Origin of the sequence: Streptomyces tibetensis (assembly GCF_040647715.1) — a bacterium.
GTDB classification, from domain to species: domain Bacteria; phylum Actinomycetota; class Actinomycetes; order Streptomycetales; family Streptomycetaceae; genus Streptomyces; species Streptomyces tibetensis_A.
Map to the genome: position 1 here is coordinate 434,192 of NZ_JBEZCR010000001.1, position 13,150 is coordinate 447,341.

At 73.0% G+C, this 13,150-nt stretch carries 11 protein-coding genes; 2 read left to right on the plus strand and 9 right to left on the minus strand.

Annotation, left to right across the window (positions count from 1 at the left end; genetic code table 11):
• Positions 1-104 precede the first annotated feature (104 nt).
• Positions 105-1,394 carry a glucarate dehydratase family protein gene (locus tag AB0B29_RS01985; RefSeq protein ID WP_362232681.1) on the minus strand — a complete coding sequence of 430 codons (1,290 nt, stop codon included), beginning with the start codon at positions 1,392-1,394 and terminating at the stop codon, positions 105-107.
• Positions 1,395-1,489: 95 nt separating this feature from the next.
• Here AB0B29_RS01985 and AB0B29_RS01990 point away from each other — a divergent pair, with 95 nt between their 5' ends.
• Positions 1,490-2,272 carry an IclR family transcriptional regulator gene (locus tag AB0B29_RS01990; RefSeq protein ID WP_362232684.1) on the plus strand — a complete coding sequence of 261 codons (783 nt, stop codon included), beginning with the start codon at positions 1,490-1,492 and terminating at the stop codon, positions 2,270-2,272.
• Between the two features lie 225 nt (positions 2,273-2,497).
• Positions 2,498-3,811 carry an MFS transporter gene (locus tag AB0B29_RS01995; protein ID WP_362232686.1) on the plus strand — a complete coding sequence of 438 codons (1,314 nt, stop codon included), beginning with the start codon at positions 2,498-2,500 and terminating at the stop codon, positions 3,809-3,811.
• A 12-nt stretch (positions 3,812-3,823) separates the two neighbouring features.
• Here AB0B29_RS01995 and AB0B29_RS02000 read toward each other — a convergent pair whose 3' ends face one another.
• From AB0B29_RS02000 to AB0B29_RS02035, 8 genes are all read right to left on the minus strand, one after another.
• Complete coding sequence (locus AB0B29_RS02000; RefSeq protein ID WP_362232688.1) at positions 3,824-4,816, minus strand: adenosine deaminase; 993 nt, start codon at positions 4,814-4,816, stop codon at positions 3,824-3,826.
• A gap of 20 nt (positions 4,817-4,836) precedes the next feature.
• Positions 4,837-5,742: a ribonuclease Z gene (locus AB0B29_RS02005; protein WP_362232691.1), complete on the minus strand. Its 906-nt coding sequence runs from the start codon at positions 5,740-5,742 to the stop codon at positions 4,837-4,839.
• Between the two features lie 6 nt (positions 5,743-5,748).
• Complete coding sequence (locus AB0B29_RS02010; RefSeq protein WP_362232694.1) at positions 5,749-6,102, minus strand: histidine triad nucleotide-binding protein; 354 nt, start codon at positions 6,100-6,102, stop codon at positions 5,749-5,751.
• Positions 6,103-6,195: 93 nt separating this feature from the next.
• Positions 6,196-6,870, minus strand: coding sequence for a hypothetical protein (locus AB0B29_RS02015; protein ID WP_362232697.1), 675 nt, complete (start codon positions 6,868-6,870; stop codon positions 6,196-6,198).
• A gap of 273 nt (positions 6,871-7,143) precedes the next feature.
• Positions 7,144-10,371, minus strand: coding sequence for a S41 family peptidase (locus tag AB0B29_RS02020; protein ID WP_362232700.1), 3,228 nt, complete (start codon positions 10,369-10,371; stop codon positions 7,144-7,146).
• A 45-nt stretch (positions 10,372-10,416) separates the two neighbouring features.
• On the minus strand, positions 10,417-10,962 hold the full coding sequence (locus tag AB0B29_RS02025) for a hypothetical protein (protein ID WP_362232702.1): 546 nt from the start codon (positions 10,960-10,962) through the stop codon (positions 10,417-10,419).
• Between the two features lie 255 nt (positions 10,963-11,217).
• The gene (locus AB0B29_RS02030) at positions 11,218-11,958 is read right to left on the minus strand and encodes a 16S rRNA (uracil(1498)-N(3))-methyltransferase (RefSeq protein ID WP_362232705.1); all 741 of its coding nucleotides are present in this window, start codon (positions 11,956-11,958) and stop codon (positions 11,218-11,220) included.
• Complete coding sequence (locus tag AB0B29_RS02035; protein WP_362232708.1) at positions 11,955-13,028, minus strand: nitronate monooxygenase; 1,074 nt, start codon at positions 13,026-13,028, stop codon at positions 11,955-11,957. The genes AB0B29_RS02030 and AB0B29_RS02035 overlap by 4 nt, the downstream gene beginning before the upstream one ends.
• Positions 13,029-13,150: the final 122 nt, after the last annotated feature.

Below are 13,150 nucleotides of genomic sequence, written 5' to 3' on the forward strand. Positions count from 1 at the left end.
CAGTCTGCACCACATCACCGACGACGTGACGCCGATCACGCCGGACCCACCTGTCCCACGAGCCCACCCCGGGCCCCTCGCGCCCTGGCCACGGCCGACGCGGACTACCAGCGAGGCATCGCGGGTGTCACCCACTCCGGGTCGGCGATCCGCATCGCCGCCGCGTCGTCGCGGTCCCGCAGGGCGCCGTCGTCGTCCAGCCACCGCCGGTGCAGCGCGGCCAGCCGCTCGTGGTCGAGCTCCACGCCGAGGCCTGGCGCGTCGGACACGGCGACCTGGCCGCCCTCGAAGACGAGCCGCTCGGTGAGGACGTCCTCGGACTGCCAGGGGTAGTGGGAGTCGCAGGCGTGGTGGAGGTTCGGGACGGTGGCCGCGACGTGGGTCATCGCGGCGAGCGAGATGCCGAGGTGGGTGTTGGAGTGCATCGACACGCCGACCCCGAAGGTGCGGCAGATCGCGGCGAGCTGCTGGGTGTTGCGCAGTCCGCCCCAGTAGTGGTGGTCGGAGAGGACCACCTGGACAGCACCCCGGGTGAAGGCCTCCTCGATCTCGGCGAACGTCGTGACGCACATGTTGGTGGCGAGCGGCACGCCGGTGCGCCGGGCGACCTCGGTCATGGCGGGTGTGCCGAGCGCCGGGTCCTCCAGGTACTCGAGGACGTCCCCGAGCTCCTGGGCGACCTTCACGGACGTCTCCACGGACCAGGCGCCGTTCGGGTCGAGCCGCAGCGGGTGTCCGGGGAAGGCCTCGGCGAGGGCCTTGATCGCGGCGATCTCCTCGTCGGGCGGGAAGACGCCGCCCTTGAGCTTGAAGGAGGTGAAGCCGTAGCGCTCCGTGAAGCGGCGGGCCTGCTCCACGACGCCCGCCGGGTCGAGGGCGGCGCCCCAGTCGTCCTTCTCGGCCGGGACGCCCTCGGGGTGGCCGGCCCACTTGTAGAACAGGTAGGCGCTGTACTCGACGGCGTCGCGCACCTTGCCGCCGAGCAGCGCGTGCACGGGCAGTCCGAGCGCCTTGCCGAGGGCGTCCAGGCAGGCGACCTCGAAGCCGGAGACGACGGACAGCCGCAGCTTGTCGGCGGTCTGGACCCCGCGCAGCCCGCCGACGTCGACGGCGTTCTCGACGCGGGAGGCGTCCACCGCGACCTGGTCCGCGACCGTGAACAGGCCGTTGAGATCGCTGACCTGGCGTCCCTTCAGCCGCTCGGCGAAGGGCCGGGCCAGCTCCAGGTACTTGGCGTCGCCGTAGGTCTCCCCCACGCCGGTGATCCCGTCGGCGGTGACGACCTCGACGATCAGCCGGGGGGTGTACGGCTGGTGCACACCCTGGGTGTTCAGCAGCGGCGGGTCGGCGACCAGGATCGGCGTGAGCCGTACGTCGGTGATGGTGAGGTCCACGAAGTCGTCTCCTCATGTAGATGTTATCCATGTATGAGAATGTGGGTCCGGTGGGAGAACGTCAACCGTCCGGGCGGCCCGATTACCATCGGCGCATGTCAGACACAGGGGGCGTCCGCGAGGTGAAGTCCGCGGCGCGCACGGTCGAGCTGCTGGAACTCCTCGCCGCGCGCGGCGACCGCCCGGCCCGGCTCCAGGAGCTGGCCGACGAACTCGGCGTGCCGCGCAGCTCGATGTACGCGCTGTTGCAGACCCTGATCTCGCGCGGCTGGGTCCGCACCGACATCACCGGCTCCCTGTACGGCATCGGCATCCACGCCCTGCTCACCGGCACGAGCTACCTCGACTCCGACCCCCGGGTCCGGGCGGTGCGGCCGTTCCTCGACGAGGCGTCCGAGGCGCTCGGCGAGACCATCCACATGGGGCGGCTGGACGGCCGGGACGTGGCGTACCTGGCCACGCGGGAGTCGCACGAGTACCTGCGCACGATCAGCCGGGTGGGACGGCGCCTGCCCGCGCACGTCGGAGCCCTCGGCAAGGCGCTGCTGGCGGAACGCCCGGACGGCGAGCTGCCCGAGGGACCGTACGAGGCGCTCACCCCGAACTCGCACACGAGCAGGGAGTCCCTGGCGGCCGACCTCGCGGAGATCCGGTCGCGCGGCTGGTCCGTGGACCGCGAGGAGGGCGTGCCCGGCATCGTCGGCTTCGGATTCGCCCTGCGCTACGACACCCCGGCGCAGGACGCGATCAGCTGCTCGGTGCCGGTCGTCCGGCTCACACCCGCGCACGAGGAGCGGATCGTCGCCGTGATGCGGGAGGTCCGGGCGAAGGCCGAGACGACCGTTCCCGCGGGGCCCGGAGCGGTGCACTGGCGTTAGCCGGAGTGCCCACGAGCGTCGGCGAAAACGGCCTCGGCATCTGAGGAAAGGCGCTCGTTTACCCGGGCTTCACTGCCCCAAACGCAACGTGCCCCAGATCACATGCCCCGGGCTCCCGTGGGTGACTACGTGCTTGATACAAATTGCTCGCGCGTTCCTGTCCGTCGACGGTCGTCGCCCAATCCCCCCTTTCTTCCGCTCCTTTCGCATGCCCTGGGAACGCCCGTGTTCGCCCCCCGCACCACTCCCTGGCCCCTCGTCGCCCTTTTCACGGCCGGGTACCTCGCTCCGTATCTGCTGCCCACCACCGTCGGCAGGCTCGACTCGGGTCTTCCGCTCTCCGCCACCCAGGCCGGTGCCGTCGGCAGCGCCCTGCTTCTGAGTTCCGCCGCCGCCGGATTCGTCCTGGCCTCCCGGGTCGAGCGGGTCGGAGCCCGCACCCTCGCCCGGCTCGGCCTCGCCCTGGCCCTGCTCGGCTACGGCGGTGCCGCCCTGACCACCGCGATCCCCGCCGTCGTCGCCGGTGCGATCGTCGGCGGGTTCGGCTCCGGCACGGCCACCACCGTCGCGGCCACCCTCATCGCCGGTGAGCACGATCCGCACCGGGCCTCCACGGCCGGGCTGCTCAGCGTCTCCGCCCTCGCGGGTGCCGTGTATCTGACGGTGCCGCACCTCGGCCCGGGCCACGGTCTGCCGCTGGCCGCGATCGCCCTCACCGCCCTGGCGGTCTGGCCGCTCACCGGCCGGCTGCCCGTCGGCACGCCCGTCGCGCCCACCCGGCACGACAACGCGCGGCTGCCGCATGCCCGTTCGGGACTGCTGCTGGCCGCCGCGATGGTGTGCTGGTCGCTCGCCCAGAACTCCCTGTGGGGCGTGAGCGGCCGGATCGGGCTCGAGCAGGTGCACCTCGGTGAGGCGACCGTCGGCGTGGTCTTCGCCCTGGGCCTCGGCGCGGGGCTGGCCGGGGTCCTCGCGGCGGGTGCCCTCGGGGCCCGCCTCGGGCGCGCGATACCCATCGGCGGCGGCACCGTCCTCATCGCCGCCTGCATCGCGCTCAGCGCCTCCGCGACCGACCTGGGGAGCTTCGCGGCCGGCGAGATCGCCTGGAACACGCTCTACCCGGTGGTGCTGTCGTACCTCATCGGGCTCGCCGCCTCACTCGACCCGCGCGGCCGCTGGGCGGTGCTGGTCGGCTCGGCGTCCTCACTGGGCACCGCCGCTGGGCCGCTGACCGGCAGCGTGCTGTCGGCACAGGCCGGGTTCCCGGTCATGGGCGCGGTCCTCGGCGCGGGCCTGCTGGTGATCGCCCTGCCGATGACCGCCGTCGCCCTGCACACCGGCGGACGGCCGCTGCTGCCCGGTGCGATCCGCCGCCGCGGCGGGCACCCGGGCGCCCTGGTCGCCGCCGCCCCGGGTGCGCCCACCGGTGCGGTCCCCGAGATCGGCGCCCCGGAACAGCCGGTGGTGGAGATCGAGGTGGAGACCCCGGCCGTCCCCGCCCAGCGTGCCTACGGCAAGGCGGGGTCGGAGGTCTACTGAGGCCCGCCCGGACTATCCGAAGTTGTAGGCCTCCACCTCGGCGAGATACCGCGCCCGCAGCTCCTCGTCGTCCTCCAGGAAGGAGGCGAGGAAGGAGTTGCGGGCGAGCTCGCGCAGCCGCTCCTCGGTGAGGCCGAGGGTGGCGCGCACGGCGTCGAAGTTGTCGCCCGCGTAGCCGCCGAAGTAGGCCGGGTCGTCGGAGTTGACCGTGCACATGAGGCCCGCGTCGAGCATGGCGGGCAGCGGGTGGTCGGCGAGGGTGTCGACCGTGCGCAGCCGGACGTTGGACAGCGGGCACAGGGTCAGCGGCACCCGGTCGCGCACCAGCCGCTCCACCAGCGCCGGGTCCTCGACACAGCGCAGCCCGTGGTCGACGCGCTCCACGCCGAGGAGGTCCAGCGCCTCGGTGATGTACTCCGGCGGACCCTCCTCACCGGCGTGCGCGACCCGCCGCAGACCGAGCGCGGCGGCGGCCTCGTAGACCTCGCGGAACTTCACCGGCGGGTGCCCGACCTCGGCGGAGTCGAGGCCGACGCCGGTGATCCGGTCCAGGTACGGCTTGGCGGCGTCCAGCGTGGCCAGGGCCGACTCGGCGGACTCGTCACGCAGGAAGCACAGGATGAGCCGGGTCGAGACGCCGTGCTTGGCCTCGCTGCTCCCGAGCGCCCGCCACAACCCCTCGACGACGGTGCCCATCTCGAGACCGCGACTGGTGTGGGCCTGCGGGTCGAAGAAGATCTCCGCGTGCCGCACGCCCTGCGCGGCGGCCCGGGCGAGGTAGGCGTTCGCCAGGTCCTCGAAGTCCCGCTCGGTGCGCAGGACTGCCATGAGCTCGTAATACAGGTTCAGGAAGGACTGCAGGTCCTCGAACCGGTAGGCCTCGCGCAGCTCGTCCGTGTCGGCGTAGGGCAGCGTGACGCCGTTGCGCGCGGCGAGCTCGAAGGCGAGTTCCGGTTCCAGGGTGCCTTCGATGTGAAGGTGCAGTTCGGCTTTGGGGAGGGACATCAACTCATCGTACGGCCGTTTCACCGACGCTTCGGAACCGGCACCCTGAGTAGATCGTGCGCCACCGTCAGCTCACCGTCGTACCCGGCGGCGCGGGCCTGCCGCTCGAACTTGTCGGGGTCGGTATAGCGCTGACTGAAGTGGGTCAGCACGAGGTGTCGCACCCCGGCGTCCCGGGCCACCCGAGCTGCCTGACCCGCCGTCAGGTGGCCGTGCTCCACGGCGAGTTCCTCGTCCTCGTCGAGGAACGTCGACTCGATGACCAGCAGGTCGCAGCCCTCGGCCAGCGCGTGCACGCCGTCGCACAGCCGGGTGTCCATGACGAACGCGAACCGCTGCCCGCGCCGCACTTCGCTGACGTCCTCCAGCGAGATGCCGCCGAGCGAGCCCTCGCGCTGGATGCGGCCCACGTCCGGGCCCTTGATGCCGTGCGCGGCGAGCCGCTCGGGCAGCATGCGGCGGCCGTCGGGCTCCACGATCCGGTAGCCGTACGACTCCACCGGGTGCGACAGCCTCCGGGCTTCGAGCGTGTAGCCGTCCGTGCGGGCGAGGGGACCGTCGGCGGCGACCGGGGCCTCGGTGATGCCGACGGTCTCTCGGTAGGCGGTGGCGTACCGGAGCCGGTCGAAGAAGCGCTGCCCGGAGCGGGGGTAGTGGGCGGTGATCTCGTGCGGGACCTTGTCGAGGTTGATGCGCTGGATCACACCGGCGAGGCCGAGGGAGTGGTCGCCGTGGAAGTGCGTGACGCAGATCCGGTTCAGGTCGTGCGCGGCGACCCCGGCGCGCAGCATCTGGCGCTGCGTACCCTCGCCGGGGTCGAACAGGATGCCCTCGCCGTCCCAGCGCAGCAGGTAGCCGTTGTGGTTGCGGTGCCGGGTCGGGACCTGGCTGGCGGTGCCGAGGACCACGAGTTCACGTACGGACAAGGCGGACTACCCGGGGGGCCATTCGAGGCCGCGGCCGCCGAGCACGTGGCCGTGCACGTGCCAGACGGTCTGGCCGGCGCCGCTGCCCGTGTTGAAGACGAGGCGGTAGCTGTCGAGCTTTTCCTCGTCGGCGACGGCCTGGGCCTCGCGGAGCACGTCGGCGGTGAGGGCCGGGTCGGCGGCGGCGAGGGCGGCGGCGCTCTCGTGGTGCGCCTTGGGGATGATCAGGACGTGGGTGGGGGCCTGGGGGTTGATGTCGCGGAACGCGATGGTCGTCTCCGTCTGGCGGACGATCGTCGCCGGGATGGTGCCTGCGACGATCTTGCAGAACAGGCAGTCTTCCTGGGGTTCTCCTGCCATGGCTCCTCCGGGGGTTGGGCCGTGCGGTGCGACGTGGGCATCGTATCGTCGTCGGGTGCGGGCGCCGGCCGGCTGGAAGAGGCCCGCGCGCATTCAGTCGGCGGCAGTACCGGGTATGTGCTTGGCGACCTGGTTGATCGGCCCGATGAGAAGCCAGAGCGCGGCTGCACCGGCGAGTGCACCCGTCCAGGGGGCGTGCAGACCGGACAGCCACGGCATGGCGAGCAGAAAGGGCACCGCGTACACCAGTAGCCGCCGCGCGGCACCGCGCGGCGTCCAGCACTCCTCGCCGGAGGCCACCAGGCCGAGGGCCAGAGCACCGATGATCCCGCCCATGAGCCCGGTCATCAGCAGGCTGAACCCCGAGATCCCCCACCGTACCCAGCCGGACCACGCTCCCGCCTCCTCGGGCATCACCGCGCTCACCAGCGCAAGCACCAGCCCGGCCAGCGGGACACACAGCAACACCAGGTGCGCCAGCCGCAGTACGTCCCACAGCCAGTCGGGCTCCCCCTGGTTGTCGGGCTCCAGCCCGGCCACGGCCTGCGGCTTGCTTCCCGTGTCGGCGATCATGCCGCGTCTCAGCCAGCATGCCGCGCGCCATACCACCGTCACCCACAGCACCCCGCAGCCCAGCGCCGCGCTGCCGACGGCCAACGCCTGCTCCTGCCCTGTCCGGTCGGGCCGCCACCACAACAACGCCCCGGCCAGTAGCCCCAGCAGCACCGCGGCGCCCGCGACGAGCCGGGCGGCCGCGATGTAGCACACCCCGACCCGCCGGGCACGACCTCTGTCGGCGTGAAGCCGGTCTACCCGGTAGAGGCTGACCAGCTCGCCTCGCTCCCGCCGACGCCGCCCGTGCAACCGCACTCTCACATCACCCCGTCCCCTCCACGCAGGTGATCGGCCACGTGGAGCCGGGCGCGTTCCGCCCGGGGGGAGTCACGGCTCCTTCTCCGGCAGCTCCTTCTCCGGCAGTGGGTCGATCGGGCTGGTCGCGCCCACGCGGCGGAGCCGCACGTCGACACAGCCGCGCGCCCCTCAAGTCGGCAGGCCCGGGGGCGTTTTCGCGGGTGCTGTCTCCAGGCGCTCCAGTGCCAGTCGGATCGCCTCGTCCAGTTGGGTGTCCCTGCCCGCCGCGTAGTCCTGCGGGCGTTGGACGATCTCCACGTCCGGGTCCACGCCGTGGTTCTCCACCCCCCACTCGTAACCCTCCAGCCAGAAGGCGTACTTGGGCTGGGTGACCAGGGTGCCGTCGACCAGGCGGTAGCGGCTGTCGATGCCGATGACGCCGCCCCAGGTGCGGGTGCCGACGACCGGGCCGAGGCCGAGGGCCTTGATCGCCGCGTTGACGATGTCGCCGTCGGAGCCGGAGAACTCGTTGGCGACGGCCACGACGGGGCCGCGCGGGGCGTCCTCCGGGTAGCTGTAGGGGCGCATGCCGCGCGGGACGGCCCAGCCGACGATACGGCGGGCCAGTTTCTCGACGACCAGCTGGGAGGTGTGGCCGCCGCGGTTCTCGCGCACGTCGACGACCAGCCCCTCGCGGGCCACCTCGACGCGCAGGTCGCGGTGGATCTGCGCCCAGCCGGGTGCCTGCATGTCGGGGACGTGGAGGTAGCCGAGGCGGCCGCCGGACTTCTCGTGGACGTAGGCGCGGCGGTCGGCGACCCAGGCGTGGTAGCGCAGGGGTTCCTCGTCGGCGACCGGGACGACGACGGCGTGCCGGGGGTCGCCGCCGCCGGACGGGGAGACGGTCAGTTCCACCGGCTTGCCGGCCGTGCCGATCAGCAGCGGGCCGGGGCCGAGAACGGGGTCGACCGGCTGTCCCGCCACCGCCACCACGGCGTCTCCGGGGCGCACCGCGACGCCCGGAGCGGCCAGCGGGCTGCGGGCGTCCGGGTCGGAGGTCTCGGAGGGCAGGATGCGGTCGACCCGCCAACTGCCGTCCTCGTGGCGGGAGATGTCGGCACCGAGCAGGCCCTGCCGGGGGCCGCCGCCGTGTCCGCCGCGCGGGATGACGTAGGCGTGCGAGGTGCCGAGCTCGCCCTGGACCTCCCACAGCAGGTCGACCAGGTCGTCGTGGGTGGCGACCCGCTCCACGACGGGGCGGTAGCGGGCGAGGACGCCGTCCCAGTCGACACCGCTCATGTCGGGCCGCCAGAAGTGGTCGCGCATGATGCGGCCGTTCTCGTCGAACATCTGGCGCCACTCGGCCGCCGGGTCGACGAACTGGCGTACGCGGCCCAGGTCGACGGTGATGTTGGAGTCGCTGTCGTCGTCGCCGGAGGCGCGCCGGTCGCTGGGGACGACCTTCAGCCGCCCGTCGGTCCACAGCAGCACCCGTTTGCCGTCGCCGCTGACCGCGAAGTGGTCGGCGTCCACGGCGAGATGTTCCAGGCGCTGCTGGGCGAGGTCGTAGCGCTCCAGCTCGGACTTGGGGTCGGGATCGTCCGGGGTGGCCCGGGACGCGCCGAGGACCCCGGCGACCGGGTGGCGCAGCCACAGGACGCCGTCCTTGGCGGCCCGCAGGTTGGTGTAGCGGGCGGCCTCGACCGGGAAGGGCACGATGCGGTCGGCGAGACCTTCGAGGTCGATGCGGGTGGTGGGGGTGCCCTCGCTGTCGGGGGTCTCCTCCCGGTCGGGCGTCTCGAAGGACCTGCCGTGCCGCTGCGGCCCGAACGGGGAGGGCGTGGTGGCCGCGAGGGTGATCAGATGCGGCCGGGCGCCGACGACGAAGGCCAGGTCGAAGACGTGCTCGTCGTAGACGGGGTCGAAGGAGCGGGTCGACAGGAACGCGAGGTGCTTGCCGTCCAGGGTGAACGCGGGCGCGAAGTCCTGGAAACGCAGCGGGGTGGCCTCGGTGACCGACAGGTCGGTGGTGTGGGCGAGTTTCAGCTGGCACAGCGGCCGGGGGCCGGGGTGGGACCAGGCCAGCCAGGACGAGTCGGGCGAGAAGACCAGGCCCGACACGTCGCCGTCGTCGCTGCGGTCGACCTCCCGCACCTCGCCCGTCTCCCGCTCCACCAGCAGCAGGCGCCCGTCGTGGCAGGACACGGCGGCGCGGCTGCCGTCGGGGGCCATGGCGAGGTCCACCACCCGGCCGAGCTGCCCGGCGGCGATGCGGCGGGGTGTAGCGCCGGGGGCGAGTCCGGTGGCGGGCGCGAACTCCAGGGCGTCATCGCCCTCGGCGTCCGTCACCCACACCACCCACTGCTCGCCGTCCGCGCGGAACGTGCGCGGCAGCCGGGCCCGTACGCCCGGTGTCGCGGCCAGCGCGCGGGCCGGGCCGGAGCGGTGGGTGACCCAGTGCACGGAGCCGCGCACGGCGACCGCGCTGCCGCGTGCGGTGTGGTCCGGGGACGCCGAGCCGAACCACCGGGAGGCGTTCACCGGGAACGGCTGGAGATCGGCACGCTGTCCGCCCAGCCGCACGTCCAGCCGCCGCGGCTCGGCGTCCTCCAGGTCGTCCAGCACCCACAGTTCACCGGCGCTGGAGTAGACGACGCGGGTGCCGTCGGTCGCGGCGTGCCGGGCGTAGAAACCTCCCTCACTCTCGGCTGCGCTCGAGCGGGCGGTGCCCCCATGAGCGGTATGCCGGCGCAGGTCGGAGCCGTCGGCGAGGGAGGAGTAGAGCGCTCCGGTGCCCTCGTGGTCGGAGAGGAAGCCGATGCGGTCGCCCACCCACAGCGGGTACTCGATGTTGCCGTCGAGGTCCTCGTGCAGCCGCACGAACTCCCCGTCGTCCTCGCGGTCGATCCACAACTTGCCCGCCGTGCCGCCGCGGTAACGCTTCCACCAGGCCGCCTCACGCCCCATCGGAGCCGACAGCAGCACGGTGTGCGGGCCGTAGGCGACGTCGCCGACGGGCCCGTACGGCAGAGTGGTGGCCGGGCCGCCGTCGAGCGGGACGGCATGCGCCCAGGTGCGGCGCAGGCTCGCCTGGCCCTGGCTGCTGATCGCCAGGACCTCGCCGTCCGGGGTCCAGCCGCGCACCTGTGTCTTGAGACTTCCCCAGTACGTCAGCCGCTTGGCCGGACCGCCGTCGACCGGGGCGATGAACACCTCGGGGGCACCGTCCCGGCTGGAGGTCCAGGCGACGGTGGTGCCGTCGGGCGAGATGCGGGGCTGGGTCACCGGCATGTTGTCGGCGCTGACCCGCCAGGCCCGGCCGCCGTCGAGTGGAGCGAGCCACACGTCGTCCTCGGCGGTGAAGGCGACCAGGTCGCCGTGCACATGGGGGAACCGGAGGTAAGCAGGCGATGTCACCCGATCACCCTATGCAGGGACGACGCCGCGCGGACAGGGTTCGGATCACTTGCCCTCGACGGGGCGGCAGTCCGGGTACCGCTCACACCAGATGGTCTGGGTGACGGTCACGGTGACCGTCGGCCCGGGCTGCCCGTTCGGGGGTCCGCCGACGGGCGGCGGGCTGGTGGAGTCGCAGTCGCCGAGGCCGTCGACCTCGAACCACACCTTGCCGTCCACCTTGGCGGTGATCTTCCCGCGTACGCAGGCGCCGTCCACCGCGTGGGTCACCTTTCCGTCGACGGTGATGTCCTTGCCGTCGTCGGTCTCGCCCTCGCAGTCGACGGTGGCGACGGTCCGCTCACCCGCCGAGGGTGACGGTTTGGTGCCGTTCTTCCCGTAGGAGGCGGTGCACGTGAGCCACCGCACGTCCGCCTTCTGCCGTTCGAGCTCTTTGGTCACGGTCTGGTCGGTGGTGTACGCGACGGACGCGGTGCTGACGCTGCCGGGCTCGCAGGCGACGGCGCCGCCCACGGCCACGACGGCGAACGTCGCCGCGACCGCCACCCGCCGCCCGCGCGGCCCCAGTCGATTCCTCGTCGAAGCCCCCATGGAGGGGAGCCTGCCACTGTCGGCGGCCGTGCGGTAGGGCGCAAAGGCGTCAGCCGCGCAGCAGCAGCCACTCCTGAAGCTCCCCCAAGTCGCCCTCGGGGTCCTTGAGATGGGGGACCACAACGCCCGACATTGTCCGGCGCGTTCGGCGCGCTCGGCGCGTTCGGCGCGTTCGGCGCGTTCGGCGCGTTCGGCGCGTTCGCCGAGCATGAGTCCTGGCAACAGGACTCATGCTCACTCAGCCTCTGGGAACGGTCAGGACCAGCGTCCGGTGCGTGCCAGGAGTACGGCCGCGGCGGCCGTCCCGGCGGTCGATGTGCGCAGCACACTGCGCCCGAGGCGGTACGCCCGCGCCCCCGCCTCCTCGAACAGTGCCAGCTCCTCCGGCGCCACGCCCCCTTCGGGCCCCACGACCAGCACGATCTCACCGGTGGCCGGAAGGCCGGCGGTGGCCAGGGGAGTGTCCCCGCTCTCGTGCAGCACGGCGGCGAAGTCCGCCCCCGCCAGCAGGGCGGCGACCTGCCTGGTCGTGGCCGCCTCCGCGACCTCCGGGAAGCGCACCCGGCGGGACTGCTTGCCGGCCTCCCGGGCCGTCGCCCGCCACTTGCCCAGGGCCTTCGCCCCGCGGTCGCCCTTCCACTGCGTGATGCAGCGCGCGGCCGCCCACGGCACGATCGCGTCGACCCCGACCTCGGTCATCGTCTCGACGGCGAGCTCGCCCCGGTCGCCCTTGGGCAGGGCCTGGACGACGGTGACCCGGGGCTCCTCGGCCGGCTCCTCGTGCACCGAGTCGAGCTGCAGGATCAGCCGGTCCTTGCCCTCGGTGTCGAGCACGACGCAGTCCGCCCAGCGGCCGGCCCCGTCCGTGAGGACGACGTCCTCACCGGCGCGCAGCCGCTTCACGGAGACGGCGTGCCGCCCTTCCGGCCCGTCGAGGACGTACCGGCCGCCGCCGCCCGCGTCGAAGTGCTCGACCACGAACACCGGCGCGGTCACAGCACGCCCCCGCCCGTCAACGAGGCCCGGGCGGCGGCCAGTTCACCGGCCAGCACCTCGACCAGCTGCCCGGCGGGCAGCTCCCGCGCCATCCGGTGCCCCTGCCCGGCCCACAGCGCCATGCCCTGCGCGTCCCCGGCCTTGGCGGCGGCCTTGCGCAGCGGCGCGGTGAGGTGGTGGATCTCGGGGTAGGCGGCGGGCGCGTACGGGCCGTGCTCGCGCAGGAACCGGTTGACGAGCCCGCGCGCGGGGCGGCCGGAGAACGCCCGGGTCAACTCCGTGCGCACGAACAGGGGGTTGGTCAGCGCCTGCTTGTGCAGGGCGTGCGCCCCCGACTCGTGGGTGGCGAGGAAGGCGGTGCCCAGCTGGGCCGCGCTCGCGCCCGCGGCGAGGACACCGGCGATCTGGCCGCCGCGCATGATGCCACCGGCGGCGACGATCGGGATGCTCACGGTTTCCCGGATCTGGGCGACCAGCGACAGCAGCCCGATGCCGGAACCGTCCAGCTCCGGGACGTCCCGGTGGGTGCCCTGGTGACCGCCGGCCTCGACGCCCTGGGCGATGACCCCGTCCGCGCCCGCCCGTTCGACGGCCCGGGCCTCGTCGGCGGTGGTCGCGGCGGCCAGGACGAAGGTGCCGACGCGGTGCAGGGCGTCGACGGTCTCGCGGCTCGGGACACCGAAGTGGAAGGACACCACCGGTACGGGGTTGTCGCGCAGCACCACGAGCTTGGCCTCGAAGCCGTCGTCGCGTCCGCTGTCCGGGTCGCCGAGCTCGGCCTCGTACCAGGTGGCCTCGCCGGCCAGCTGGTGGGCGTAGACGTCGACGGCGGCCGGGTCGGCATACTCCGGCTGCGGCATGAAGACGTTGACGCCGAAGGGCCTGCCGGTGAGGCTCCGGAGCTGCTTGATCTCCTGGTACATCCCGTCGGCGGTCTTGTACCCGGCGGCGAGGAACCCGAGCCCGCCCGCCTCGCACACGGCGGCGGCGAGCTGCGGTACGGAGACGCCGCCCGCCATGGGGGCCTGCACGATCGGGAGGGGGAAGAGATCGGTCAGTGCGGAGGACATGACCGCATGTTGTCACGTCCTCCGAACAACTCCGAAACCGGCCTGCCGACTGGCATAGACCAGAGGAACAAGCACCCGCCGCGGCCGGAGACACCCCCGGTCAGCGCCCGTTGACGGCGTCC